The following is a 22,485-nucleotide window of genomic DNA, read 5'->3' on the forward strand; positions in this document are numbered from 1 at the left end:
ATTAAAAACGGCATCACCGAATCATAATTCAACATTCAAAATTCAGAATTAACGTAACTGCTTCAGCTCACTGAGCCGGATGATGCCGGTGGCGAACAGAATCCCGACGAAGGCCAGCCCCGCTCCTACCGCCTCAAGCAGCCACTGATCCAAGACGAGGCGCAAGCCCCAGAACGTGGCGCAGAGCAGTCCGAAGGCCAGCCCCAGCCGGGCCAGCAGCGCCCACGGAATCTGCACGCCGGCCCGCTGCCGCACCAGCCACAGGTAGCCCCCGGATACGAATACGGCGCACAGCAGCGTGTCGAGGGCGGCGGCCACGGCGCCGTAGCGGGGCAGCAGCAGCACGTTGAGCACCACGTTGAGCCCGATGCTGACGGCCACGAACCAGCTCACCGGCTTTTCCTGGCTGGTGCTGGTGAGCAGGGTGCTGTAGATGGCAAAAAACGCGTGCACGAGCACGTTGACAAACAAAATCTTGAGCGCCGTGGTCATGTGGGCCAGTTCCAGGGGGCTGCTGTGGGTGAACTGCCAGAACAGCACCTCCCCCCGAAACAGCACGAAGGCGCACACAAACAGCAGCGGCACCGTGACGATGCGCTGCCCGAACCAGAGCAGCTCCTGCTGCTCCTGGGGCTGGTCGGTGGCGCGGGCAAACTTGGCGAAGAACAGCGGCAGCACCGTCCACATATACATCATGATGGCGTCGACCCAGCGGTAGGCCCCGGCGTAGTAGCCGGCCTCGGCGGGCGTGGCCAGCCGCTCGAGCATCACCATGTCGATGCGCTCATTGAGGCCGTAGAGCAGCGTAATCATGGCGAAGGGCAGGCTGGCCCGGAGCACGGTGCGGGCCTGGCTCCAGCGCAACCGGTAGCGCACGAAGCCGTAGAGCCGGCTGATAAGCCCGTAGAGCACTACAAACGTGAACAGCGTAGCTACCGAGCGGGCCACCACGTAGTTGTCGAGCGTGAGGCCGACGGTAATCAAGCCCAGCACCACCAGCAGCAGCAGGGCTTTTTCCAGCACCGAGAGCAGGGCGTCGGTGTTAAAGCGCTGGTGGGCCTGGAGCGTGCCGCGCAAAAAGCTCGTGTACTGAGTCAGCAGCAGCCCCACGCCGGTCAGGGCCAGCAGCGTGAGCGTGTGCCCCCGGTAGCCGATGCCGTAGCCGACGAGCACAATCAGCCCCAGAAACAAGGCCGACAGCCCGCTTTTCAGGGGCAGAATGGTGGGGAAGTACTCGGGCAAAAACTCCGCGTTGGCCGCCACCCGCTTGGTGGTGAGCTGGGTCAGGCCCAGGTCCGAGACGGAGGCAAAAATCAGCGTCAGCGCGTACAGGGCCGTGAACGTGCCGAAGGCGGCGTGGCCCAGGCGGTCCTGCACCAGGTTTTCCACCACCACCCAGCCCGGCTTCACCAGCAGGTTGAGCAGCACGACGAAGCTGATATTTCCGAAAAACTTTTTGATGGGGTCGAAACGAGGGATGGGCGGCGAAATTATGGAAAAACCCGCGGGGCTACCCCATCTTTCTGCGCACCGGCGAGGGTAATCGGGCCGGGCCACGGCTGGCAAAGCGACGCGGCAGCCAATTTTGCTAAAAACGCGGCTGCCATTTCGGGGCTATTCATTGCGGGGAAAATCGAGTAGCTTTGCCACTCTGCGGCCAGCCGAAAACCGACCCGGCCGCCCCTATTGCCCTTTCTTTTTACTGCATGTCTTCCCGCTCCTATTCACTGCTAGGCCTGTGGCCGGTTATCAACCGCTGGAAATTTCTCGTTCTTACGGCCGTCGGCCTGGCGCTGGTTATCAGCGTTATCGTGGCGTTGATGCTGCCCAATATCTACAAATCGACGGCCGTCTTCTACCCTACCAATCCCAACACCACTGACCCCGACCGCATTGTGACGGAAGGCGGCAAGCTGGAGCTGGGCGGGCGCACCGAAGACCTGGACCGTGTGATTACCATCGGCGAGTCGCAGACCGTGGCCGAGCTGATGATCAAGCGCTTCAAGCTGCACCAGCACTACAAAGCCGGCAAGCCCGGTGACGACCTGGCCGACCAGGCGGCGCTGGACGAGTTCAACGGCAACCTGACGGTGGTGCACAACGACCGGGACGCTATTGAGCTCACCTTCAAGGACCGCGACAAGGTGCTGGCCGCCAAGATTGCCAACACCCTGACTCAGGTCATCGACTCCATCAACCAACAGCTCACGTTCGAAAACCGCCGCAACATCATCGAGCTGTACCGGGAGCGGCGCGACTTTCTGCAGAAGGAATATACTGCCACCCACGACAGCCTGGTGCAGGGCCGCCGCCGCTACGGCATCTACGGCATGGACCGGGAGTCGCGCTACTTGGCCAAGGAAATCATTGAAACCGAGGCCGACCTGCGCCGGGCCGAGGGCGAGGGCGACTCCCGCCGCGCCGCCGGGCTGCGCCGGGCCCTGAAGGGCCTTACCCAGGCCGAGGGCGGCAACCTGCTGAACCTGGAAAACTACGTGGCCGGCACCGACCTGATGACCACGCTCTACGCCCGCTTCAACGACGTGCAGGGCCGCCTGATCGGGGCCCGCAGCGCCTACGAATCGGCCAAGCTGGCCATCAGCGGCAAGATTTCGTCGATTTACGTGGTGCAGAAAGCCTTCCCGGCCACCAAGAAAGCGGCGCCCGTGCGCTGGCTGATTGTGGTGTCGTCGGTGCTGATTACGCTGGTGCTGTCCGTGATTTTCATCACCCTGCTGGAGCTGTACCGCGGCAACCTGAGCGTAGGCCGCGCCGGCCGTGCGCAGGCCTAGCCCGCCCATGGAAACGACGCCCCTCCCCCTGCTGGAGCGCCTCTGGCCCCGCGACAACGCCCAACGGCTGTTCGTGGTCTTCGTCGTGCTGCTGCTAACGGCTGGCTCGGCGGCGGCCCTGCTGGAAGCGCCGGTCTTGCTGGCGCTGCCGCTGCTGGTCCTGGGCGTGGCCGTGCTACTCGTCGACTGGCGCTGGGTGTACTATCTGCTCTTGTTCTGCTTGGCCTTTTCCCGCGAAATCGGTCTGCCGGGTGGGTTGAGCATGGACGTGCCCTCCGAGCCGCTGATGCTGGTGCTGCTGGGCTGCTTCGGGGTAAGCGTGGTGCTGGGCAAAACCCACGTGCCGGCCCGGTTCTGGGCGCACCCGCTGGTTATCATCATGGGCCTGGCCCTGCTCTGGTCGATGGTGTCGTCGGTGTTTTCGGTGGCGCCCATCAAGTCGGTGAAGTACCTACTGGCCAAAACTTGGTACATCGTGCCCTTCGTGTTCGTGACGCTGTCCATCGTGCGGCGCCCGGCCGACGTGTGGCGGCTGGCGGCTTTCTACGTCACCGGAGCCGTGCTTACGGTGCTCTACACGGCGGCCCGGCACGCCACCAAGGGCTTTTCCTTCGACTCCATTAACTGGGCCATTCAGCCCTTCTACATCAACCACGTTATCTACGCCGTGGTGGCGGCTATGCTGGTGCCCTACGCCTTCTACGCCGCCCGCGACACCGCGCCCGGCCTGAAGCGCACCGTCTGGCGGACGGCGCTGCTCATCCTGGTCTTCGGGGTGCTGCTCTCCTACACCCGGGCCTCGATTCTGTCGTTGCCACTGGCGGCGGGGTTTTACCTGATCATGCGCCTGCGCCTGACCCGGCTCGTGCTGGCGGGCGCGGCCATTGCGGCGGCTAGTGGAGCGTTCTACTTCATGAGTCAGAACAACTACATGCTCTACGCCCCGGACTTCGAGAAAACGATTTTCAACGGGCACAACTTCGAAAAGCACCTGGAGGCGACTTACAAGCTGCAGGACGTGTCGGGCATGGAGCGGGTGTACCGCTGGGTGGCGGCGGCCCGCATGATCAGCGAGAAGCCCATTACCGGCAGCGGCCCGAGCACCTTCTACCCCGAATACAAGCGCTACACGGTCAAGAGCTTCCGCACCTACGTGAGCGACAACCCCGAGAAGTCGACCACCCACAACTACTTTCTGCTCCAACTGGCCGAGCAGGGTCTGCCGGGCTTTCTGCTCTTCGTTATCCTGTTCGGCACGGCCCTGGTGCTGGTCGAAACGCTGTACCATCGCAGCCGCTCGGCTCAAAACCGCCGCGTGGTGCTGGCCGCGGGCCTGTCGTTGGTCGTCATCGTCTTTCACCTGCTGCTCAATGAGCTGGTGGAAGTCGACAAAATCGGCTCCTTCTTCTACATTGCCCTGGCCCTGCTGATGCGCGCCGAGGTCTGGGTTGAGGAGGAAGGCAAAGGGGAGCTGGTGAAGTCGTGAACTGGTGGGTTGTCGTTTGGGCCGCCCTGTCATGGCGAGGCGTAAGCCGAAGCAATCCGTCCGTTGAAACGACATAAGCCCTATCAACCGAAAAGCCCCGACGTTGCGTGAACGTCGGGGCTTTTCAGCTTAGTTGGAAGCAGGGCATTGCCCAGAACGGATTGCTTCGGCTTACGCCTCGCCATGACAGGGCGGCCCAAACGACAACTCACCAGTCCACCATTTCACTCAATCACTTAAACCGACAGCTCAGGATGGTGATGTCGTCGGAGAACTGGGTTTTGTTGACGTTGAAGGCTTCGATTTCCTTCAGCATCTGCTTGTGGATGCCGGTCAGGGGCAGGTAGCGGTTGCGGCGCATCAGGCTGATAAGGCCTTCTTCGCCAAATTCCTCGCCCTCGGCGTTGAACACTTCCGTCAGGCCGTCGGTGTAATTGAGCAGCAGGGAATGGGGCGGAATCTGGGTTTCGCCCACCGTGAGCATCGGCAGCTCTTCCATGATGCCAAGCATCACGGTGCCGTCTTTGAGGTACTGCACCGGGCCGCTGTCGGGCAGCAGAATCGGGTCGTTGTGGCCGGCGTTGACGTACTGCAAATGGCGGGTGCTGCGGTCGTAGATGCCGAAGAAAACGGTGATGAACTTCTCGCCCCCGGAGTTGCGGAACAGCAGGTGATTGAGTTCGTGCACGATGGTGGCCAGGTCGGCTTTCTGGCGCAGCAGCGTGCGCAGCCCGGCCTGGAAGTTCGACATCAGCAGTGAGGCCGGCACGCCCTTGCCCGACACGTCGGCCACGCAAAACAGGAACTTGTCTTTATCGATGGCCACCACGTCGTAGTAGTCGCCGCCGATGGCGGTGTGGGGCACGTAGCTGGCGTGCACGGCCACGTGGGCGTCGTTGGGGAGCTTGCTGGGGAAGAGCATGTTCTGCACTTCCTGAGCAATTTCAATTTCCTTGCGAATGGCGGCCGCCGACACCCGCTGCCGGTTCAGTCGGCGGTTTTCGATGGCCCCGATCAGGATGTTGCTCAGCGTCTGCAGAAAGCTGGCGGCCTCCTCGTTGGCGTAGTCGTCCTGCACGTTGCCGATGAGCACGTAAGCCAGCACCGTCCCCTTCTGCACCACCGGAATGATGGTTTCGAGCTGCTGCCACTCCTTGCCCAGCTCGAAGCGGCTCACCGGGCAGGGCGAATCGGTGCAATTATCGATGATGGTTTCGGGCAGCTCAATCTTTTTGAAGTCGGCGAGCTGGAAGCCGAACGACACCACGCACTGCCACTCCCGCTCCTCCTTCATGTACACCACCATGCGGCGGATGTTGAGCTGACCGAGCAGGGTAAACTGGAAGATCTTGTAGAGCGCCTCCTCCGTGGTATCCTGGTTGATGGCCTGCGTAATTTCCAGCAGCGCGCTGAGCTCCTGCTTTTTGAGCAGCAGCTGCTTGCGCAGGCTTAGTACGTCGGCGTTGGGGTGAATCAGGTTGGAATCGGGCATTTTGTTGGTTTTTGGTTTTTGGCTTGTGGTTTTTGGCCTTCGGAATTCGGCGGAAGCCGAAAACCACAAACCAAGCACCACCAACCAATCAGCCTCCCAGGGGAGTTTTGGGGTCGTAGGCGTCGCGCAGGCCGTTGCCCAGCAGGTTAAAGCTAAGCACCAGCAGACTGATTGCCAAGCCGGGCAGCAGCGTGAGCCACAGGCCGGCCTCGGTGCCGAGCAGCTGGAAGCCTTCGTTCACCATCAGGCCCCACGACGGCGCCGGGGGCTGCACGCCCAGACCCAGAAAGCTCAGTCCCGCCTCGAGCAGGATGGCGGCGGCAAAGTTACTGGTGGCAATGACGATAAGCGGGCCGGTCATATTGGGCAGCAGGTGGCGCACAATCAGGCGGCCCTGGGGCAGGCCCAGCACCCGGCCCGCCTCCACGAAGGTTTTCTCGCGCAGACTCAGCATCTGCCCGCGCACCACCCGGGCCACGTCGACCCACATGGTCAGGCCCACGGCCACAAACGAGGTCCAGACGCCCTTGCTGTCGAGGGCCAGGGAAATGGCAATGACGAGCATAATTCCCGGAATGCTCCACACCACGGTCATCAGCCCCAGCAGCAACGAGTCGACCCAACTGCCGAGGTAGCCGGCCAGCGCGCCCACCAGCATCCCCAAAGCCAGGGAAATCAGCACCGCTACCAGCCCGATGCCCAGGGAGATGCGCGTGCCCAGCAGCAGCCGGCTCAGCTCGTCGCGCCCGGCTTTGTCGGTACCCAGCCAGTACGTGCGCCGGAGGATGCGTTCCTGCTCGACGATTTTCCGCAGCTCGGCGGCGGAGCCCGTTTGGCCCGCTACTTCAGCCAGGGCATAAGTTTTAGGCTGTTCGGCCAGGGCGCTATGGTTCAGGTAGGGCTCAATCCGGACCGAGTCGCCGACAAACCGGTAGCCGCTGATGGGCGAATCCCGGAACTGCGGCTCCCGCCCCTGCTGCCAGGTGCGCAGCACGTTGTCGGCAGCGGCGCGGGCCGAGTCGGGCAAGGGCAGGCGCAGGATGGTGGCCGTGAAGCCGGGGGGCTCCTTCTGCAGTTGCACCAGGCCGTTGTTGGCGTCGGGCGAGTTGTCGGGCAGCACCCAGTAGCCAGCCAGGCCGATGAGCACGCAGAGCACAATAAAGCCCAGGCCGAGCATGGCGGGCCGGTTTTGGAGCAGCCGCTGCCGCACGTAGTAGCCCGGGGGCCGGGCCGCGGGGGCCGGCGGGGGCGCCGAAACGGAGGGGCCGGCCACTACTAGCGGGAGTTATGCGCCAGCAGCCCGGCCTTGGTGGCCAGGTAGTAACAGTCGCGGGCAATGGCCCCGAAAGAGGTTGTCTCGTAGGCCAATTCGGTGTCCGGGTCGGGGTAGAAGCACTTCACGTAGTCCTGCTCGAGCAGGGCGCGCAAGCCGTTTTCTAGGGCCGGCGCGGGCAGGCCGGCTTTCTGGGTCAGGTCGCGGAAGGAAGTAACGAAGTACAGCTCGTCGAGGATGTCGAATTCGGCGTTGGTCACGGAACGGAGGGCAGGTGAGGCTAACAAATGTAGCGCTACGGGGCGGGAAAGGGAAATGCGCGGCCCCAGAACCGGAAATAGCCGTCGGCCCCGGCCCCTAGTCCCGCAGCGCCACCACCCCGGCCACCGCCGTAGCCCGCCCTTCCTCTGACTCAATATAGGCCATGATATCCTCAATTTGCCGGGCCGAGAGCTGGAAGCTGGGCATCTGCTGTTTCTGAAACTGGGCGAAAATCTTCACCGCGTATTCGTCGCCGCTGGCTACCACTTTGCCGGAGTTTTTCACCCACGGAACCAGCCAGGACAGTGGGCGGCGCTTGGTAATGCCGGCCAGGGCCGGGCCCACCACCACGTCATTGACGGCGTGGCACTGGGCACAGTTGCCCTTAAACAGGGCGTCGCCGGCCGCAATGGCTTTAAGTTGCTCAGGACGCGCCGCCGCCGGAGCCGGCAGGGTGTCGGTTGCCGCAGCGGCAGGAACTTCGTTGCTCAGCGCAAGTTGGGCCGGCGGAGTCTGCAGCCAGTCTAACGACCGATATAGTACGGCGCCGATAACGCCCAACACCAACACCATGCACACCGGCAGCAGCCAGCCAAATTCAACTTTACGCATCACTACGGACTTTGGTGAAACCATTCATTCCGTAGTATAAGGTCGCACTGAAAAAGCCGGAAACCTAGTTATTTTCGACTTATTAACCCGATTTGTCAGGCCAGGCGAGTTCAGCAAAAAGCCCCTGCCCCGCACGGTGGAAACAGGGGCTTTGCCAAAAAGGATTACGGGGTTACTTCCCGGACTCCGTAATACTGATGGCGTAGCCGCCGCCGGGGGCGCAGAGCTGGCTCAGCTTGGTTTTGCTGGTCACAGTCTGTTGGCGAATAGCGTAGGCCTGGGGGTTTTTCTCGTAGTGGGCATCCTTGCCGTCGGCGTAGATGGTGGCCAGGTACTTTTTGCCCGGGTCGAGGAAGCTCAGGCTGATTTTGGAGGTGCGGCCGTTTTCGTCGCAGGTGCTGCCCACAAACCAGCTGCTCTTGCCCTTGGCCTTGCGGGCAATGGTGATATAGTCGCCGGGCTCGGCTTCGAGCACCTTCGTGTCGTCCCAGTCCACGGCCACGTCCTTGATAAACTGGAAGGCGTCGAGGTACTTCTCGTAGGTTTCGGGCAGGTCGGCGGCCATCTGCAGGGGCGAGTACATGGTCACGTACAGGGCCAGCTGCCGCACCAGGGTACTGTGCACGAAGGAGTTGTTGTTGGGATTGTAGGCGCTGATCTTGGTCTGGAAGATGCCCGGCGTGTAATCCATGGGGCCGCCAATGAGGCGGGTGAAGGGCAGAATGGTGGTGTGGTCGGCGTTGTTGCCCCCAAATGACTCGTACTCGGTGCCCCGGGCGGCTTCGTTACCAATCAGGTTCGGATAGGTGCGGGCCAGACCGGTGGGGCGCACGGCCTCGTGGCCATTGACCATGATGTGGTGCTTGGCGGCCGTGGTCAGCACGTAGTTGTAGTGGTTGATGAGCCACTGCCCGTAGTGATGCTCACCCAGGGGCAGCACGTCGCCCACGTAGCCGGTTTTCACGGCGTTGTAGCCGTACTTGTTCATAAACTGAAAGGCCGTGTCCAGGTGCCGCTCGTAGTTGCGCACCGAGCCCGAGGTTTCGTGGTGCATCATGATGTTGACGCCTTTGGCGTGGGCGTAACGGTTGAGCTCGGCCACGTCGAAGTCGGGGTAGGGCGTCACGAAGTCGAACACGTAGTCTTTGTGTTTGCCAAACCAGTCTTCCCAGCCCGTGTTCCAGCCCTCCACCAGCACCGCGTCGAAGCCGTGCTTGGCGGCGAAGTCGATGTAGCGCTTCACGTTGGCGTTGGTGGCGCCGTGGGTGCCGTTGGGCTGCACCTTGCGGTAGTCAATCGAGTCGAGCTTGATGTTGTCCTGGTTCGTGTACGACCAGCTGCTCTTGCCCGTAATCATCTCCCACCACACGCCCACGTACTTCACAGGCTTGATCCAGGAGGTGTCCTTGATTTTGCTCGGCTCGTTCAGGTTCAGCACCAGCTTCGATTCGAGAATGGCGCCGGCCCGGTCGCTGACGATAATCGTGCGCCAGGGCGAGGCGCAGGGCGTTTGCAACGAGGCCATGTCGCCGACGGCATCGGGTGTGAGGCGCGACTCGAGCACGAAGTTCTGGTCGTCGAGCTCCAGGTGCATGGCCGAGTAGTCGACCAGGGCCGCTTCGTGGATGTTGATGTAGAGCCCGTCCTGGCTTTTAAGCATCAGCGGAGTCTGCACGCCGGTGGCCGAAAACGTGGTCTGGGAGGCATTAGGCGTCACAGCGGCCTTCATGCGCCCGCGCACCTCCGACAGCTTCGACGTGACGGTGCTGTACTCCTGGGTGTCGTAGTCGCCGGGCAGCCAGAAAGCTTTGTGGTCGCCGGCCAGGGCAAACTGGGTTTTCTCCTGCTTCACCACGAAGTAAGTCAGGTCTTTCTGGGCCGGAAACTCGTAGCGGAAGCCCAGCCCGTCGTTGAAAAGGCGGAAGTGCACGAGAACCACGCGGCCCGTGGCAGCCTGCTGCAGGTTCACCGTGAACTGGTTGTAGTGGTTGCGGATGCTCTTAACCTCACCCCAGACCGGCTGCCAGGTTTCGTCGAAGGTGGTTTGCTTGGTGGCGGCCACCGTGAAGCCGTCGGTCAGGGCCGGGGCGTTTTTCAGCTCCACCCCCAGCTTGCTCGGCTTGATGACCACCTTGCCCTTGTAGGTCAGGCGGTAGGTGGGCACGCCCCCGCTCTGCAGGGCGAAGTCGAGCACGAGGCGCTGATCCGGGGACTTGAGCTCCTGAGCCCGGGCCAGAAAGCTGGTCAGGCCCAGAAAAAGCAGGATGAGAGTCCAGCGGCCGGAGCGGCCGAAAACGGCCGTAGGTCGGCGTAGCGGGTGGTTCATTCGAAACGGGATAGTGGGTGGCTGATCAGGAGTTTGCGGGGCAAAACAAGGAAAAAATTACGCAACTTATTTACGAATATCCGGCCTCCGCTCCTATCGGCTGCCAGATCAGCACCTTGGTGGTTTTGCTTAGGCCCGGGGCCGCTACAGCTGCCGGCCTTTCCAGGCGTAGCGCCCGCGCAACCCCAGCAAACCGGTAGCCAGGGCGTAGGGCGCGTAAAGCATTTGCAGTACCGGCAGCCACCGCCGCCACCGCCGCCGGCCCAGACACGCCAGCACCGGGGTCAGAAACCAGGCGTCGGCGCCCAGCTTGAGCGCCCAGGCGACCAGGGTCCAGGGCCAGAGAACGGGGCGGGCAAACGTCAGCAGCAGGGCCGCGAACAAGGCCACGTTGGCCCCGAGCACCAGCACGGCCAGCTGCTGGGAGGCCGGGTGCCGGTAGTGCCGCCACTTGCTGGCCCAGCGCACCCGCTGCCGGAGCAATGCGCCCAGGGTAGTTGGCGCGGCCGTGCTCACCACGGCGGCCGGACTTTTGAGAAACCGGATGCTGCCGGGAAAAGCTGCGTGGAGCTTGTGGAGCAGGAATTCGTCGTCGCCGCTGGCCAGGTGCTCATTGCCGGCAAAGCCCCGCACGGCGGCAAAAGCGGTCCGCTCGTAGGCCAGGTTAGCCCCGTTGCACATGGTGGGCCGGTGCCACCCGATGCCGGCCGCCCCCACCCCGACGAGCCCCGCAAACTCGAGGCCCATGAGCTGCTGCCAGCCGGTGGCGGGCCCCGTGAGCAGCACCGGCCCACTGATAAAGCGCGCCGCAGTATCAGTCGTGACCACGGCGGCATAGCTGCCGAGCCAGTCGGGGCCGAAGCGACAGTCGGCGTCGGTGCAGACCACCCAGGGGGCCCGGGCGCGGTAGAGAGCGGCTTGCAGGGCGGCTTTCTTGCCCGTGCCGGCCCCGGGCTCCTCCCGCAGCATTATTAGTCGCAGCGAAAATGAACTGTGCGAGGCGGCCTCGGCTACCAGACGGGCAGTGTCGTCGGTGGAATAATCATCGGCAATGAGCACCTCGAACCGGCCGGGAGGCAATTGCTGCCGGGCCAGGTCGCGGAGCAGATTGGGAATATTGTGGGCTTCGTTGCGAGCGGCAATGAGCACGGAAAACAGCGGCCCGGCCGCGTCCGCAAAGGCACCGGCCCCGGCAGATGGCGCGGATTCGATGGGTGCCACAGTCGGCAGCGCGGCCCAGGCTTGGCGCAGGCGCAGCATCAGGGCCGCGTACACGACGGGCAGCACCAGCAGCCCCGCTCCCACCCACGGCGCGCTCATACCGACTCAGGGGCAGGCGCCCCGGCTTTCTTGCGAAACACCTTCAGGCGAAGCACGAACAGGAGCCCCGCCGCGCTGGGCAGGGCAATATTGATTACCCACAAGCTCAGACTGGCGCTGAGCACAGGCAGGGCCGGCTCGCGCAGCAGCCCAAACAAGTGGGTGGCCGACAGCTCCCGCACGCCCACGTCGGCCAGGGCATTCAGCGAGGGCACCAACGACTTGAGCAGAAACGTGCCCGCAATGGCGGCCAGCCCCGGCCCTACGGGTGGCGTGGCCCCGTAGGCGAGCAGCAGCAGGCCAAATTGCAGGCAAAACACCGCGTAGCGCAGCCCCGACAAGGCCAGAATGACGTGCAGGGCCCGGGTTGGGTAGGTGGGCATTACGGCCAGAAACCGCCGGAACCGCCGCAGCGGCCGCACCACCGTCAGGGCCGTGAGCAACAGGCGGGAGCGGTACAAAGGCAGAATCACGCCGGCGTTGAGCAGCCCGGTAGCCACCACCAGGCCCAGGCCGGCCGAGGGGTAGCCGGGCAGGTAAAACGTGAGCAGAAAGTACAACAGGCCCGCCGTGCCGGCCACTACCGTGGCCACGAGCTGACAGTAGCGGCCCAGAAACACGGCCCCCAGCGCATCGAGGCGGCGGCTTTTGAGCTCGATGATGCGGCCGGCGTAGTCGCCGACGCGGTTGGGCGTCACGAAGCCCAGGGTCAGGCCCACGAGTACGGCCCGGAAGCAGCGCCGAAATGAGACGGGCTCCAGGTGCCGGGCCAGGCGCCACCACTTCCAGGCCTCCAGCCCCCAGTTGACGGGCACCAACGCCAGCGCCGCCAGTACCGGCCCCCGGCCCGAGCCGCTGAGCGTGGAACTCAGCAGCTGCCGCCAGGCCTGGGCCGTGGCCCCGTCGGCGTACACGGAGTGGTAGAGCAGGCCCAGCGTCAGCCCGGTCACGAGCAGCTTGCCCGCCACCACCAGCCCGCGCCGCCGGGCCGTGGGTTCCGGCTTTTGGGTGTAGTTTTGTAGGGAAGGACTGGGCAAAGCAGCGGCGGAACGATTGGTTGGGAGGGGCAAGTTACCTACTGCAAACCAACGGCCCGTGCTGGCGTGCCCCGGCCGCCTTATCTTTCCCTGCCATGCCCCCCCGCCTCCCCGCCTCCCCCGATTTGCTGCCCAAGATTATTATGGGCGTCGATCCGGGCACCAATATCATGGGCTACGCCCTGATTGAGGTGCGCGGGCAGAAAGTCGACGTGCTCTGCTACGACGTTATCAACATGCAGAAGCTGGGCACCAACCACGCCCTCAAGCTCAAAAAGATTTTCGAGCGGATGCTGGAACTCATCGACGAGTACCTGCCCGACGAGCTGGCCATCGAGGCGCCGTTTTTTGGGGTCAACGTGCAGAGCATGCTCAAGCTGGGCCGGGCCCAGGGCGTGGCCATTGCCGCCTGCCTCTCGCGCCAGATTCCGTACGTGGAATACGCCCCCACCAAGGTCAAGCAGTCCGTCACGGGTTCGGGCAACGCCACCAAAGAGCAGGTGGCCCACATGCTGCGCCAGACCCTGACGCTGCCGCCCGTGGAGGAGGCCAGCAAATTTTTAGACGCCACCGACGCGCTGTCGGTAGCGCTGTGCCATCACTACCAGAAGGGCAACAACGTGAAGGCCGGCGGCAAAAGCTGGGGCAAGTTCCTGGCCGACAACCCCGGCAAGCTGGCGGCCCCGGTGGCGGGCAAAAAAGCCGCTGCGCCGAGAGCAGCCCCCAAAGCCAAGGCGAAGTAGGGCCGCTATTCCGTAAGTTGGCGGCTCTAGCCCCTCACCGGAATCCTTATGAAACGCCACCCTATCCGCTCCACGTCCCTGAAGGCCGTGGGCTACGCTGCCGATACCCAAACCCTGGAAGTTGAGTACCGCAACGGCCGCCTGGTGCGCTACCAGGGCGTCAGCGCCGCCGTGCACCGCAGCCTGTTGGCCGTGCCGGGCAAGGCGCTGTTCGTGGTCCAGGTGCTAGATGGCGGGCCCTACCAGCGGGAGCAGCTCAAGTAAAGCGGGCTTTTCAGCCCTCGACCTCAATTTCACCCTTCAAATACGTCACGGCGTAGCCGCTCATCAGGGCCCGGTCGCCGCGCAGCTCGCACCACAGGTCGCCGCCCCGGGCCGATACCTGCCGGGCGCGCAGCTCGGTTTTGCCCAGGCGGCCAGCCCAGTAGGGAATCAGCGTGGCGTGGGCCGAGCCGGTCACCGGGTCTTCGGGCACGCCCACCCGGGGCGCGAAAAAGCGCGACACGAAGTCGATGCCGTTGGAGCCGGGCGCCGTGGCAATGACGCCCACGTACTCCAGGGCCGCAATTTTGGCAAAGTCCGGGGTCAGGGCCAGCACTTCGGCCTCGGAGTTGAACAGCGTAACCAAGTCGCGGGAGGCCAGCACGTCGAGGGGCGTGGCGTGCAGGGCGTCGCGCAGGCCGGTGGGGTGCGTGGTCAGCGGCCGGGGCGGGCGCGAGGGAAAGTCGAGCGTGAAGCGGCCGTCGGCGGCGTGGCGCACCCGCAGCGGACCGCTCTTGGAGTGGAAGGTTATTTCCTCGCCCCGGAAGCTCAGGTGGCGGAACAGCACGTGGGCCGAGGCCAGCGTGGCGTGCCCGCAGAGGTCAATTTCGGCCGCGGGCGTAAACCAGCGGATGTCGTAGTCGGAGCCACCCCGGGCCACGAAAAAGGCGGTTTCTGCCAAGTTGTTTTCGGCGGCAATGGCCTGCATGGTGTCGGCGGGCAGCCACTCCGAGAGCGGGCACACGGCGGCGGGGTTGCCGGCAAACACCCGGTCGGTAAAGGCGTCGATTTGGTAGAGCGGAAGCAGCATGGCGAGCGGGACTGGGTACGGAAAAAGCGCAAGGGCGGTACGGCGGGTGAAAGTAGCGGATCGGGCGCATACCTTGCCTGGGCGGCCGCGCAAATCAGGCCGGATATATTTTTTTATACCCCACGCAACCCCGCCCCGGGCGGGCCGGTCATGGGGGCAGTACGCTAGCGCACCTTATCTCTACTACCCGCCTATTCAGCTTCTGCTCCTGCCTATGGCCGAATCTATTACTGCCCTCCTCGAAGGCTGCCGCCGGGGCCGACCGGCGGCGCAGCGCGGCCTCTACGAGCGGCTAGGCTATTCGCTGATGGGCGTCTGTTTGCGCTATTGCCCCTCGCGGGCCGAGGCCGAGGACGCGCTGCAGCTCACCTTCGTGAAGATCTTCACCCGGCTCGACCAGTTCCGGGGCCAGGGTCCGTTCGAAGCCTGGGCCCGGCGCATCGCCGTCACGACCTCCCTCAACCTCTGGCAGCAACACCAGCAGCGCGGCCTGCACCTCGACACTGACGAAGCCGCCGCCGTGCCCCACCCCGACGGCACGCCCTTCGACCAGCTCTCGGCCGAAGATCTGGTGCAGCTCATCGGCACTTTGCCGATGGGTTACCGCACCGTGTTGAACCTCTACGCCATCGAAGGCTACTCCCACGCCGAAATCGGCGGGCTGCTCGGCATTTCGGAAGGCACCAGCAAGTCGCAGCTTTCCCGGGCGCGGCGCCTGCTGGAAGAACGCCTGCAGCAGCAGGCCCACATCCCCCACTACCATGACTGACCACGAATCCGAAAAATTCTACCAGGACCTGCGCCGCAAGCTTGATGGCTACGGCAGCGCACCGCCGGAGGCCGTCTGGGCCGGTATCCGGGCGCAGGTGCCGGCCCGCCGGCCACGCCGGTACCGGCCGTTGCTGCTCCTGCTGCTGCTGGGCACGCTTGTCATCGGCCTCACCTTCGGCCCCAGCCAGTGGCTGCGGCTGATCGAGCCCGCGGAACCCGGCCAGGCCGCCCGTATTTCCTCCACGACGCCCCTGGCCTCCCCGGCGGCCCAGCAGAACCGCGCGCCCGGTCTGCCCGCGCCAGCCGGGGCCGGCAGCACCACCGCAACCGAGCCAGCAGCAGCGGCAACCTCGTCAGCGCTTGCTGTAACCAGCACAGCTCCCCTAGCGGCCACTTCGGGCAAGGCTCTGGCTTCCGGGCAAAGAAACATCGTGGCCGGGCCAGGCCGCACCGGGCGCCTGCTGCTTGCCGCCGATTCCCGCCGGTCGAAGCGGCTGGCGCGTAAGTACGGGGAAAGCTCGGCGGCGCAGACTGGCAGCTCGGAGGAGTTAGCCAGCGCTGAAATGGGCCGCTCACGCCGGAAAATGAGCCGTTCGGCGCGCCTGCTGGCCACCTCCCGTTCCCGCCAGCGGGCTTTGGGCCTCGAAATTACGGGCAGCCGTACGAGCCATTCGGAAGCGCTGGGCCGGGTAATGCGCCGCCGCAGGGCGGCCGGCCGCGCCGTAGCCGGCCCCGAGGTCGACGCAACGGAAAGCTCGTTGGGCGAAACCAGCCAGAACACGACCTCCGGGCGGCGCCGAACCCGGCAGCCGAAAATCAGCAATGCGCCCCTGGCCCTGCTGGTGGTACGCCCCGCCGTGGAAGAAGCGGCCGAGCCGGAAGTGCACGCCACCAAGCGCCGTCCACGGAAGCGCCCTACCAAGCAGGAGCTGCGCCTGCGCAACTGGAGCGCCCAGGTTCTGGTGGGCTCGGGCCTTACCTACCGGGTGTTGGGCGGCACGCCTACCCAGCTCGAAACCCTGGAGCGGCCCAGCCTGGGCTTCAGCGGCCAGGCCACGGCCACCTACGCCTTTTCCCGGCAGCTGGCGGTAGCCGTGGGCCTCGGCTACGCCGAATACGCCACAGCGCTGCACTACCAGCTCCAGAAAAAAACCCTGGAAACCGTGGAGCAGAAGGATTTCCGCGACGTGTACCGCTTCCTGACCGTGCCCGTGCAGGCCCAGCTCACCCTGGGCGGCAACGCCCGCTGGCGCTACGGCGTGCTGGGCGGCGGCACGCTGGCCCTGCTGACCGGCGCCCGCACCACCGAAGGCTCGGCCTGCAACTGCCAGCAGACTCAGTGGACCAGCGACGCGGTGAATTTGCCCTTCAACCGTACCAACCTGCAGCTCACGGGCGGCGCCTTCGCCAGCTACCAGTTCGGGCTGGGTCAGTGGCTCACCATTCGGCCCCAGGGTCAGATTTTCCTGAACTCCCTCACCACGCCCGCCAGCACCCGGGCCGACCGCCGCCCCTGGAGCCTGGGGGTGCAGGCCGGCTACAGCTGGGACCTGGACCCGCGCAACAAGCACTAGGGCTACCTCTTTCTTTCCGCTACCTGACTACCGCTACCCATGAATAAATTCCTCGTTACCGGCCTGCTACTCGTTTCCGGCCTGCTCACGGCCTGCCAGTTCGACTCCGCCACGGTAGTTTGCGAAGACGGCACCACGCCCGGCCCGGTTCTGCCAGTACCCGCCACTCTGCAGCAGCTTTACACCCAGCTTGGTGCCCCCGTGCAAACCCTGACCTACGACCCGAGCCGGGCCAACACCTTTACCGGCACGAAGGGCACGATTGTCACGATTCCGGCCAATGCCTTCGTCCGGAACGGGCAGCTTGTGACGGCGCCCGTGCAGCTGGCCTTCCGCGAGATTTTCAGCCGCGCCGATATGGTGCTCAGCAGCATGCCCACTGTCTCCAACGGCCGCCTGCTCGAATCGGCGGGGGAAGTATACCTGCGCGCCGCCCAGGATACCAGCATTCGGCTGAGCCAGGGCGCCACTATCCGCCTGCAGACGCCTACTCCGGCCAATGTGGCCTCCCGGGACTCCATGCGGCTGTTTGCGGGCCCCACGGGCACGGGTGCGGCCTGCTTCAACTGGACGCTCAACACCGACCCCGGCTCTTACCTCACACCGAATTCCAACGGCTATACCATCACTGTCGGCAGCGTCCTGTATAACTCGGGGGTGGGCTGGTTTAACTGCGACCGGTTTTACAGCAGCCCCAATCCGCAGAGTATCACGGTCAACGTCACCGGCAACAACATTGACCCGGAGAAGAACACGATGGTATTTGCTGTGTTCCGCACCTTCAACGGCTCCCTGCGCATCTGCGACTTCACTGCCCCAGGCACCTTCCGCTCCGGGGGCGTTCCTCTGGGCACGCCGGTCAGCGTGGCCGTTATCCGCACCGATGGTGGCAAGCTCTACTACGGCCGGCAGGATGGTACTGTACAGGCCAACTCGCCCTTTACCCCCACGCTCAAGGAAACGACGCCCGCCGCCCTGGTAGCCGACCTCAACCTCTTGTAATACTTTACCCGACTTATTCTTACCCCGACGTCTTTATCCTCGTCTACTTATAGTACCCCAAAACGGCCGCCTAGCTAGGCGGCCGTTTTTTGTGTTAGCTATCCTGCTGCGCTTGGCCTCCGATGATAACCTGCTGCACGGGGTTTTCGCCCAGCCAGTACGGAATTTCCTGGTAGTCGCGCAGGTCGAGCACCAGCATATCGGCGCGCTTGCCTACTACCAGGCTGCCGATTTCGGCGGCCCGGTTCAGGGCCCAGGCGGCGTTCAGCGTGACGGCCGCCACGGCTTCCTTGAGGGTAAAGCCCATTTTCAGGCAGGCCACCGACAAGGCCAGCCACAGGTTTTTGCTCGGGCAGGAGCCAGGGTTGAAGTCGGTGCTCAAAGCCACGGGCACGCCCTGCTCGATGAGCTGCCGGCCCGGGGCGTATGTTGACTGGCGCAGAAACAGCGGCACCAGCGGTAGCAGCACGGCCACGGTGGCACCCGCGGCAGCTATGCGGCCCGCGTCGGCGGCGTTGAGGTAGTCGCAGTGGTCGACGCTGACGGCGCCTAGCTCGGCGGCCATGGCACTGCCGCCCAAATCGTGGAGCTGCTCGGCGTGAATTTTCAGCCCGAAGCCCAGCTCCCGGGCCCGCGCGAGGTAGCGCCGGGAGTCCGGCACGCTAAAAGCGCCTTCCTCGCAGAAGATATCCACGAACTCAGCCTCTCCCCGCAGTTCGGGCAGCACCTCGGTGGCCAAAAAGTCGAGGTAGGCGGCCCCGCGGCCCTTGTATTCGGGTGGCACCACGTGGGCGCCCAGAAACGTGGGCACGACGCGCACGGGCTGGCGGCGGCCGGCCTCCCGGGCCACGCGCACCAGCCGTAGCTCGGTGTCCTTGTCCAGGCCGTAGCCGCTCTTGGCTTCGAGCGTGGTGATGCCGTAGCGCCGGAAGCCCTCGAGGTGGCGCAGGGCATTGGCCAGCAGCTCGGCTTCGGAAGCGGCCCGGGTGGCCCGCACCGTACTCAGGATGCCACCGCCCGAGGCCAGAATATCGAGGTAGGACTCACCCTGGAGCTTGCGCTGAAACTCCTGGGCCCGGTTGCCGGCAAACACGAGGTGGGTATGGCACTCCACCAGGCCCGGCATCACCACCCGCCCCCCGGCGTCCACAACCACTGTCTCGGCCGTTACCTTGGCTTCGTCAAGCGCCGCCATCGGGCCCACGGCCACTATTCTTTCCCCCTCGCAGGCTACAAACGCGTCGGTCAGCACTTGCCAGTCGGTCAGGGCGGCGCCGGTCAGGGGCCGGTCGGTGGGGCCGCCGGCCAGGGTCAGCAGCTGGCCGCAGTTACGAATCAGAAGGGAATAGGGCACGGGGCAGGGCGGAAAAAGTGAAGCGCGAAGCTGCAAAAATTAACCTAAAACGCCCCACTGGCGGGCGTCGGCCGGGCTACGGCGTGGCCTGCTTGCGGATAACCAGGGCGGGCAGGGGCGTGAGGTAAAATTCCTCCTTGTTGGTGAATACCTGCTCGGCGTAGGACCCGGGCTGGTGGCTGCTGCCAAACGGGAGGGCGGCCAACGGGGTGTCGGGCGCCGCGGTGGCGGCGGGCGGCAGGGCAAAGCAGGCGTCGTAGACCAAGCCCCGCTCGTCGAGGGGTCCGCTCCAGGCCACGCAGTGCACTCGAAAATCGGCCTTGGCGGGCTTGGTAAAGCCCATGGGCACCAGCTTACGGGTCACGAGGTAGTAGGCCGAGTTTACCTTGACGCGGCGCAGCTGGCAGCCCAGGGCATTGCTGAGCATCACCACGCAGCCGGCCGCGTCGTAGCAGTTGAGCTGCAGGTGAGTCATGGCCGGGTTGTTCAGGCTTTGGAGCAGGGCCTGCAGCTCTTCGGTGCGCACCACGTAGCGGGCCGTGGCCGCGTCGAGGTGGGTCAGGTTGGCGTCGGGCAGCATCGGGTTGTACTGAAACTTGGTATCTCCGCCCTCCCCCACCCGGCTGCCGTACACGTAGCGCGTGACGGCGCTGGCGGCCTGCTCGGCGGTGCGGGCCCCGGCTGCCGCCCGGCAGCTGACTTCGAGCGTGGCCGCCCAGAGCGCGGCGCCGCCCTCGGCCTCCCGCAGCCCGGCCCAGGGCGAGCCGGGCCCGCCGAGCACCCAGTACAGGCGGTGGCGGGTGGTGGCAAAGGTGGTCCAGGCCCCCGCGCCCGCTTTGCTTTCCCAGCGCAGCACCAAGTCGGCGGCTTCGATGGCTGCCGCGCCGGCGGCGGCTCCAAACGTTAGCTCCACGGTCCGCCGACCGGCCGCTCCGGCCACGGTTTTGGTGGCCGTGCCCAAACCGGCGTGACTAGCCACGGCGCGAATCGTGACGGAATCGGTGGTACCCGGCAGCTGCAGCTGAATCCGTACGGCCGGCCGGGAGTTGCCTACGGCCAATACCACCCGCTCGGGTCCGTTGGGCGCCGCGGCCTGTCCGGCGGACCCAGCTGTTGGAGCAGCCAGCCCGATGGAATTGACGAACTCCAGCCCCTGCAAGGCGGGCTGCTGAGCGGCCGCCGGCAACGCAAGCCAGATCAGCAGCCACCCCAACAGCCGACATTGCAGCCCTGGTCCGGAGAATCGAAAGAGGTTTGCCGGCTTGCGTTGTTGCTGCATGGAAAGGTTGGGTCAGCCCGGAACCTGGCCAGCAGCCGGATTTTTCGGGCTTTAAATATAACCCCAACCCGGCACCGTTCAACGGTTTATTCCCATCAGCCAGCCGTACTACCCGCCGCGGGCGGCGACCCGGCCCCGGTAATTGCCGTACAATCTCGCTCATTCCTCCTTTTTTTCCCGCATGAAGGCACTTCTGGTCATCGACATTCAAAACGACTTTCTGCCCGGCGGCCGCCTGGCCGTGGCCGACGGCGACGCCATCATTCCGCTCGTCAATGCCCTGCAGCCGCAGTTCGACCTGGTGGTGGCTACCCAGGACTGGCACCCGGCCGGCCACCAAAGCTTTGCGGCCAGCCACGCGGGCAAGCAGCCCTTCGACACCACCGAGCTACGCGGCCTGCCCCAGGTGCTCTGGCCCGACCACTGCACCCAGGGTACGCCCGGGGCTGAGCTGGCCCCCGGCCTCGACCAGCGGGCCATTGAAGCCATTTTCCGCAAGGGCACCGACCCGGAAATTGACAGCTACAGCGGCTTTTACGACAACGGCCACCAGAAATCCACCGGCCTGACCGACTACCTGCGCGGCAAGCAGATAACGGAGGTCTACGTAGCGGGCCTGGCCGCCGACTACTGCGTGTTCTACACCGCGCAGGACGCCTTGCGTGAGGGGTTTGCCACCTTTATCATTGAGGACGCTACCCGGGCCATCAGCGCCGAGGGCTTCACTGCGGCCAAGGCCGCAGTGCGAACCCAGGGCGGGCACCTGGTTCAGAGCCACGACCTGCTGCCGGCTAGATGAGCGCGCCCGACCAGTTTCCGCCCCTGATTCTGACCCTGGCCCTGGATGCGCAAGCCTCCGCGTTTTTCAACGCCCAGCGGCAGGCGTACTTTCCTCCCGAGCGCAACTACCTCCAGGCTCACCTGACGCTGTTTCACCACTTGCCCGGCCAGCGGCAGGCAGAAATAGCAACTCAGCTGCAGGAGCGCTGCCGTACTTTGGCTCCCATGCCCCTGCAAGTGACGGGCGTGCAGTTTCTGGGCCAGGGCGTGGCCTACCGCCTAGACAGTGCGGCCGTGGATGCCCTGCACCGGGAGCTGCAGGCGCTCTGGCAAGCCGACCTGACGCCCCAGGACCAGCAGCGCCGCCGCCCCCACGTGACGGTGCAAAACAAGGTGCGCCCCGAGGTAGCCCGCGCCCTGCACGCCCAGCTGACGGCTGAGTTTGTTCCTTTCGAAGCCGTGGGCACGGGGCTCCAGCTCTGGGCCTACCGCGGCGGGCCCTGGGAAGCTCTGGCTACGTTTGCCTTCGGCGCCTAGACCTTAGCGGTTGTTGATCTGCTGAAAGCGGGCGTCATTTTCGGCCCGCGAGGCCAGCCGGGCCAGCTCCGAGGTGCCGTAGCCCACTTCCTGCTCCCCGGCCGCCAGGCGCGCCATGACGGAGTCGGCGAAGTCGTCGACGGGCACGCCGAACGTGTGCAGGCCCGGGCCGCCCAGGTCGGTATTCACGGCCGGGGGCACAATTTCGAGCACCTGGATGGGCGTGGCGGCCAGCTGGTGCCGCAGGGAGAGGGTGAACGAGTGCAACGCAGCCTTGGTGGCGCTGTAGATGGGCACAAACGCGGCCGGCGCAAACGACAAGCCCGAGGTGACGTTGATAATAACCGGCGCGGCCTGCTGTTGCAGGTGCGGAATAAAGAGCGTGCTCAGGTGAATCGGGGCCTCCAGGTTGATGACCAGCTCCTGCCGCCGCACCTCCCAGTCCTCGTCGTCGGCCAGCTGCACCCGGCGCTGCACCCCGGCATTGTTGACCAGCACGTTGAGCTGCGGAAACTCTTGCTGCACCCAGGCCAGCAGCCCGCGCCGCTCGGCTTCCAGGCTCACGTCGCAGACCCGGGTGTGCAGGGCGGGCAGGTGCTGCCGGGCTTCGGCGAGCTTGTCTGCGCGCCGGCCCACGACGACAACCGTGCTGCCGGCCTGCACAAACCGCTCGGCCAGGGCCAAGCCGATGCCGGAGGCTCCCCCCGTAATCAAGACAGTATTTGCTCCTAGTTGCATGCGTTGAAAGTGGCGGGTGAGGAAAGAATCTGTAGT

Annotated in this window: 21 protein-coding genes; 9 read left to right on the forward strand and 12 right to left on the reverse strand. The window is 64.8% G+C overall.

The window, feature by feature from the left end; translation table 11 throughout:
* Positions 1-48: 48 nt before the first annotated feature.
* Positions 49-1,557 carry an oligosaccharide flippase family protein gene (locus EWM57_RS03735; protein ID WP_262708227.1) on the reverse strand — a complete coding sequence of 503 codons (1,509 nt, stop codon included), beginning with the start codon at positions 1,555-1,557 and terminating at the stop codon, positions 49-51.
* A 149-nt stretch (positions 1,558-1,706) separates the two neighbouring features.
* Here EWM57_RS03735 and EWM57_RS03740 point away from each other — a divergent pair, with 149 nt between their 5' ends.
* Both EWM57_RS03740 and EWM57_RS03745 read left to right on the forward strand, forming a co-directional pair.
* Complete coding sequence (locus EWM57_RS03740; protein WP_129919793.1) at positions 1,707-2,792, forward strand: GumC domain-containing protein; 1,086 nt, start codon at positions 1,707-1,709, stop codon at positions 2,790-2,792.
* Between the two features lie 7 nt (positions 2,793-2,799).
* Positions 2,800-4,278 (forward strand): O-antigen ligase family protein, encoded by a 1,479-nt coding sequence (locus EWM57_RS03745; protein WP_129919794.1) that lies wholly within the window; start codon positions 2,800-2,802, stop codon positions 4,276-4,278.
* 232 nt (positions 4,279-4,510) lie between these two features.
* Here the strand turns inward: EWM57_RS03745 and EWM57_RS03750 are convergent, their stop codons facing one another.
* The 7 genes from EWM57_RS03750 to EWM57_RS03780 all read right to left on the reverse strand — a co-directional run bounded on the left by EWM57_RS03750 (position 4,511) and on the right by EWM57_RS03780 (position 12,599).
* Entirely contained in the window at positions 4,511-5,770 is a 1,260-nt protein-coding gene (locus EWM57_RS03750; protein WP_129919795.1) for a GAF domain-containing SpoIIE family protein phosphatase, read from the reverse strand.
* A gap of 88 nt (positions 5,771-5,858) precedes the next feature.
* Complete coding sequence (locus tag EWM57_RS03755) at positions 5,859-7,043, reverse strand: ABC transporter permease (protein WP_129919796.1); 1,185 nt, start codon at positions 7,041-7,043, stop codon at positions 5,859-5,861.
* Positions 7,044-7,045: 2 nt separating this feature from the next.
* Positions 7,046-7,303 carry a hypothetical protein gene (locus tag EWM57_RS03760; RefSeq protein WP_129919797.1) on the reverse strand — a complete coding sequence of 86 codons (258 nt, stop codon included), beginning with the start codon at positions 7,301-7,303 and terminating at the stop codon, positions 7,046-7,048.
* Between the two features lie 97 nt (positions 7,304-7,400).
* Positions 7,401-7,916, reverse strand: coding sequence for a c-type cytochrome (locus tag EWM57_RS03765; protein WP_242509970.1), 516 nt, complete (start codon positions 7,914-7,916; stop codon positions 7,401-7,403).
* Positions 7,917-8,088: 172 nt separating this feature from the next.
* Complete coding sequence (locus tag EWM57_RS03770; RefSeq protein ID WP_129919798.1) at positions 8,089-10,242, reverse strand: glycoside hydrolase family 97 protein; 2,154 nt, start codon at positions 10,240-10,242, stop codon at positions 8,089-8,091.
* A 144-nt stretch (positions 10,243-10,386) separates the two neighbouring features.
* The gene (locus EWM57_RS03775) at positions 10,387-11,562 is read right to left on the reverse strand and encodes a glycosyltransferase (RefSeq protein ID WP_129919799.1); all 1,176 of its coding nucleotides are present in this window, start codon (positions 11,560-11,562) and stop codon (positions 10,387-10,389) included.
* Positions 11,559-12,599 carry a lysylphosphatidylglycerol synthase transmembrane domain-containing protein gene (locus EWM57_RS03780; RefSeq protein ID WP_165370404.1) on the reverse strand — a complete coding sequence of 347 codons (1,041 nt, stop codon included), beginning with the start codon at positions 12,597-12,599 and terminating at the stop codon, positions 11,559-11,561. Before EWM57_RS03780 ends, EWM57_RS03775 begins: the two co-directional genes overlap by 4 nt.
* 95 nt (positions 12,600-12,694) lie before the next feature.
* Between EWM57_RS03780 and ruvC the strand changes: the two genes are divergently transcribed.
* Together ruvC and EWM57_RS03790 are read left to right on the forward strand one after the other, a co-directional pair.
* A complete protein-coding gene (ruvC, locus tag EWM57_RS03785; RefSeq protein ID WP_262708228.1) occupies positions 12,695-13,342 on the forward strand; it encodes a crossover junction endodeoxyribonuclease RuvC in 648 nt (215 codons plus the stop codon).
* Positions 13,343-13,390: 48 nt separating this feature from the next.
* The gene (locus tag EWM57_RS03790) at positions 13,391-13,606 is read left to right on the forward strand and encodes a KTSC domain-containing protein (RefSeq protein ID WP_129919801.1); all 216 of its coding nucleotides are present in this window, start codon (positions 13,391-13,393) and stop codon (positions 13,604-13,606) included.
* Between the two features lie 10 nt (positions 13,607-13,616).
* Here EWM57_RS03790 and EWM57_RS03795 read toward each other — a convergent pair whose 3' ends face one another.
* The gene (locus EWM57_RS03795; RefSeq protein WP_129919802.1) at positions 13,617-14,414 is read right to left on the reverse strand and encodes a PhzF family phenazine biosynthesis protein; all 798 of its coding nucleotides are present in this window, start codon (positions 14,412-14,414) and stop codon (positions 13,617-13,619) included.
* 214 nt (positions 14,415-14,628) lie between these two features.
* On the opposite strand from EWM57_RS03795, the gene EWM57_RS03800 reads away from it, so the two are divergent.
* From EWM57_RS03800 to EWM57_RS03810, 3 genes are read left to right on the forward strand one after another with little or no spacing between them, the layout of a single operon-like run.
* A complete protein-coding gene (locus EWM57_RS03800) occupies positions 14,629-15,183 on the forward strand; it encodes an RNA polymerase sigma factor (protein ID WP_129919803.1) in 555 nt (184 codons plus the stop codon).
* On the forward strand, positions 15,176-16,759 hold the full coding sequence (locus EWM57_RS03805) for an outer membrane beta-barrel protein (protein ID WP_129919804.1): 1,584 nt from the start codon (positions 15,176-15,178) through the stop codon (positions 16,757-16,759). The genes EWM57_RS03800 and EWM57_RS03805 overlap by 8 nt, the downstream gene beginning before the upstream one ends.
* Before the next feature lie 39 nt (positions 16,760-16,798).
* Positions 16,799-17,761, forward strand: a complete 963-nt coding sequence (locus tag EWM57_RS03810; protein ID WP_129919805.1) for a hypothetical protein — start codon at positions 16,799-16,801, stop codon at positions 17,759-17,761.
* A gap of 94 nt (positions 17,762-17,855) precedes the next feature.
* Here EWM57_RS03810 and hutI read toward each other — a convergent pair whose 3' ends face one another.
* A complete protein-coding gene (hutI, locus tag EWM57_RS03815; RefSeq protein ID WP_165370405.1) occupies positions 17,856-19,115 on the reverse strand; it encodes an imidazolonepropionase in 1,260 nt (419 codons plus the stop codon).
* 76 nt (positions 19,116-19,191) lie between these two features.
* Positions 19,192-20,328 carry a hypothetical protein gene (locus EWM57_RS03820; RefSeq protein WP_129919807.1) on the reverse strand — a complete coding sequence of 379 codons (1,137 nt, stop codon included), beginning with the start codon at positions 20,326-20,328 and terminating at the stop codon, positions 19,192-19,194.
* A 247-nt stretch (positions 20,329-20,575) separates the two neighbouring features.
* On the opposite strand from EWM57_RS03820, the gene pncA reads away from it, so the two are divergent.
* Both pncA and EWM57_RS03830 read left to right on the forward strand, forming a co-directional pair.
* On the forward strand, positions 20,576-21,193 hold the full coding sequence (gene pncA / locus EWM57_RS03825; RefSeq protein ID WP_129919808.1) for a bifunctional nicotinamidase/pyrazinamidase: 618 nt from the start codon (positions 20,576-20,578) through the stop codon (positions 21,191-21,193).
* Entirely contained in the window at positions 21,190-21,711 is a 522-nt protein-coding gene (locus tag EWM57_RS03830) for a 2'-5' RNA ligase family protein (RefSeq protein ID WP_129919809.1), read from the forward strand. The genes pncA and EWM57_RS03830 overlap by 4 nt, the downstream gene beginning before the upstream one ends.
* A gap of 3 nt (positions 21,712-21,714) precedes the next feature.
* On the opposite strand, the gene EWM57_RS03835 is transcribed toward EWM57_RS03830, so the two are convergent.
* Positions 21,715-22,449 (reverse strand): SDR family oxidoreductase, encoded by a 735-nt coding sequence (locus EWM57_RS03835; RefSeq protein ID WP_129919810.1) that lies wholly within the window; start codon positions 22,447-22,449, stop codon positions 21,715-21,717.
* Between the last annotated feature and the right edge of the window lie 36 nt (positions 22,450-22,485).

The sequence above is a fragment of the Hymenobacter persicinus genome, from assembly GCF_004167665.1.
In the GTDB taxonomy this organism is placed as follows: domain Bacteria; phylum Bacteroidota; class Bacteroidia; order Cytophagales; family Hymenobacteraceae; genus Hymenobacter; species Hymenobacter persicinus.

What these genes read in the sequence shown, in the direction of transcription:
- EWM57_RS03765 (WP_242509970.1), bottom strand. Translation starts at nt 7,916, where the DNA reads ATGCGTAAAGTTGAATTTGGCTGGCTGCTGCCGGTGTGCATGGTGTTG.
- EWM57_RS03770 (WP_129919798.1), bottom strand. Translation starts at nt 10,242, where the DNA reads ATGAACCACCCGCTACGCCGACCTACGGCCGTTTTCGGCCGCTCCGGC.
- EWM57_RS03835 (WP_129919810.1), bottom strand. Translation starts at nt 22,449, where the DNA reads ATGCAACTAGGAGCAAATACTGTCTTGATTACGGGGGGAGCCTCCGGC.
- EWM57_RS03790 (WP_129919801.1), top strand. Translation starts at nt 13,391, where the DNA reads ATGAAACGCCACCCTATCCGCTCCACGTCCCTGAAGGCCGTGGGCTAC.
- EWM57_RS03810 (WP_129919805.1), top strand. Translation starts at nt 16,799, where the DNA reads ATGAATAAATTCCTCGTTACCGGCCTGCTACTCGTTTCCGGCCTGCTC.
- pncA (WP_129919808.1), top strand. Translation starts at nt 20,576, where the DNA reads ATGAAGGCACTTCTGGTCATCGACATTCAAAACGACTTTCTGCCCGGC.
- EWM57_RS03750 (WP_129919795.1), bottom strand. Translation starts at nt 5,770, where the DNA reads ATGCCCGATTCCAACCTGATTCACCCCAACGCCGACGTACTAAGCCTG.
- EWM57_RS03740 (WP_129919793.1), top strand. Translation starts at nt 1,707, where the DNA reads ATGTCTTCCCGCTCCTATTCACTGCTAGGCCTGTGGCCGGTTATCAAC.
- EWM57_RS03745 (WP_129919794.1), top strand. Translation starts at nt 2,800, where the DNA reads ATGGAAACGACGCCCCTCCCCCTGCTGGAGCGCCTCTGGCCCCGCGAC.
- EWM57_RS03800 (WP_129919803.1), top strand. Translation starts at nt 14,629, where the DNA reads ATGGCCGAATCTATTACTGCCCTCCTCGAAGGCTGCCGCCGGGGCCGA.
- EWM57_RS03830 (WP_129919809.1), top strand. Translation starts at nt 21,190, where the DNA reads ATGAGCGCGCCCGACCAGTTTCCGCCCCTGATTCTGACCCTGGCCCTG.
- EWM57_RS03775 (WP_129919799.1), bottom strand. Translation starts at nt 11,562, where the DNA reads ATGAGCGCGCCGTGGGTGGGAGCGGGGCTGCTGGTGCTGCCCGTCGTG.
- ruvC (WP_262708228.1), top strand. Translation starts at nt 12,695, where the DNA reads ATGCCCCCCCGCCTCCCCGCCTCCCCCGATTTGCTGCCCAAGATTATT.
- EWM57_RS03795 (WP_129919802.1), bottom strand. Translation starts at nt 14,414, where the DNA reads ATGCTGCTTCCGCTCTACCAAATCGACGCCTTTACCGACCGGGTGTTT.
- EWM57_RS03805 (WP_129919804.1), top strand. Translation starts at nt 15,176, where the DNA reads ATGACTGACCACGAATCCGAAAAATTCTACCAGGACCTGCGCCGCAAG.